General features: G+C 47.4%; 2 protein-coding genes. Both read right to left on the reverse strand.

Going from position 1 to position 1,786, the window contains the following annotated elements; genetic code table 11:
- Positions 1-1,318: tetratricopeptide repeat protein (locus EII41_RS13480; protein ID WP_185711926.1), on the reverse strand; the 1,318-nt coding region annotated here is incomplete at its 3' end.
- Positions 1,319-1,404: 86 nt separating this feature from the next.
- Positions 1,405-1,786, reverse strand: a 382-nt coding sequence (locus EII41_RS13485) for a sensor histidine kinase (protein ID WP_148091761.1), incomplete at its 5' end; no start/stop codon positions are given.

Genomic DNA, 1,786 nt, shown 5'->3' on the forward strand with positions numbered 1-1,786 from the left:
GTGCGATAACCGGCGCTTTGAGGTCGTGCGAGATGATGGAGAAGAGCTTATCTTTCGTCGCGTTGGCTTCGGCCAGCTGCCGGTTTCGTTTGCGTCGCTGTCGCAGCAGCAGGTAGAGCATCCCACACAATAACAAGGCGAACACGGTAGAAACAGCAAAAAGCGTGCGATGCTGCTTCGTTTGTTCGATTTCGGATTGTTGTTTCTGTATGTGAAGTTCTTTCTCGGCTGTTTCGTATTGAACACTGAAATTATTCATTTGTCTTTCCGACTCTTCTCTGAATATTTTCCGTTGCAGGTCATAACTTCTCTTTTTGTAGTTAAGTGCCTCACGAGGTAAATCCGGCTCCAACAGTTCAGCCAGTTCATCGTATGCTTTAAGTAATTGGATCGAATTTTTCGTTTGTTCTGCCATTGCAGCCGCTTTCAGCAAACTGGTTTGCGCTTCGTGAAAAGCGCGTTTCTGTCGGAGTATCCGTCCGAGCAGATTGTAACTGATGGTGAGGGAAACTTGTTCGTTATGTTTTTGCAATAATCCGATAGCTTGCCGGATATATGTTTCGGCCTGATCTATTTTATTCCATCCCTCGTATGCCGCCGCAATCTGCGACAGACGTTTGGCCGCTTGCAGCTCACGCTCGCCCTCGATATCGAGGCGATATGCCTTCTCACCCATCTCGACGGCTTTTTCGTACTGTCCAAGAGCCGTATAAATCTCCGAAGCAATACCGAAACGTGTCGCCAACTTACGCGGACGATCCAATTGTTGTTCTATTTCGATGGCACGCAAGATATACTTTTCGGCCATTTCGGGTTGTCTGTTTCCCAGATAAAGCGTAGCTAAGTTATTGAGCGACGAACTGAGTCGATCATCGTCGCCGGTTTGGAGGTCATATTCGTAATTTTTACGCCCGTAGTTCAAGGCTTCTCCCATATTACCGATACGATGATAGGCAATACAGAGAACGGAATAACATGTAGCGGCATCTTCGTTCATCTGCCTCTGTTCAAAGATACGCGCGGCTTTTGTAGCAGCCGATATAGATTGAGCGAACTCACCACAGTCATAGTAATACTCACTCATGGCTTCCATCATATAGGCATCGGCCACCGACCGTTCCATTTTACCGGAGAGTTGCATCAGCGTATCGATGTGTTCCCTACGGTACAGCTCTTCGTACAGGCGGTTAGCTATCGCTATACGGGCAGATGATGGGGTACGGTTGTATTCGGTATACAAAGAATCGATATGATTCATTCCCCAAACACGATCGATGTGAAGAAACAGCAAAAATATGACGCAAAAGATTGTTTTCATAGTATATGCGTTTATCTGCTCACAAAGATAACATAAATTTCGGAGATACATACCGGCGGGGAAAGAATGCAGCAAGTTTGAATCATTCAGCAATTTATTTGATTCAGTTCGAAACTCATGCGGGTTCCTTCGCCCTTTCGACTTTCGATTACGAGACGGCTACCGTTGCGGCAGAGAAAGTCTTTACAGATAATCAATCCAAGCCCGCTGCCTTTCTCACCCTGCGTGCCGGCCGACGAGATGCCGGATACCGCTCCGCCGCGTATGGTTTCGACTTGTACTTCCGTCATACCTGTACCCGAATCTTTTACACTGATAAGGACTGATGTTCTCTTGCTGACGAGTGAGATATGTATTTCGCTGTCGGGGTGTGAGAATTTGACGGCGTTATTGATCAGGTTACGCAACACGGTCGCGATCATTCCCCGGTCGCCGATGACGTAGCAACGTTCGGGCATTTCGGTGGTG

Origin of the sequence: Tannerella forsythia (assembly GCF_003860135.1) — a bacterium.
Taxonomy (GTDB): Bacteria; Bacteroidota; Bacteroidia; order Bacteroidales; family Tannerellaceae; genus Tannerella; species Tannerella forsythia_A.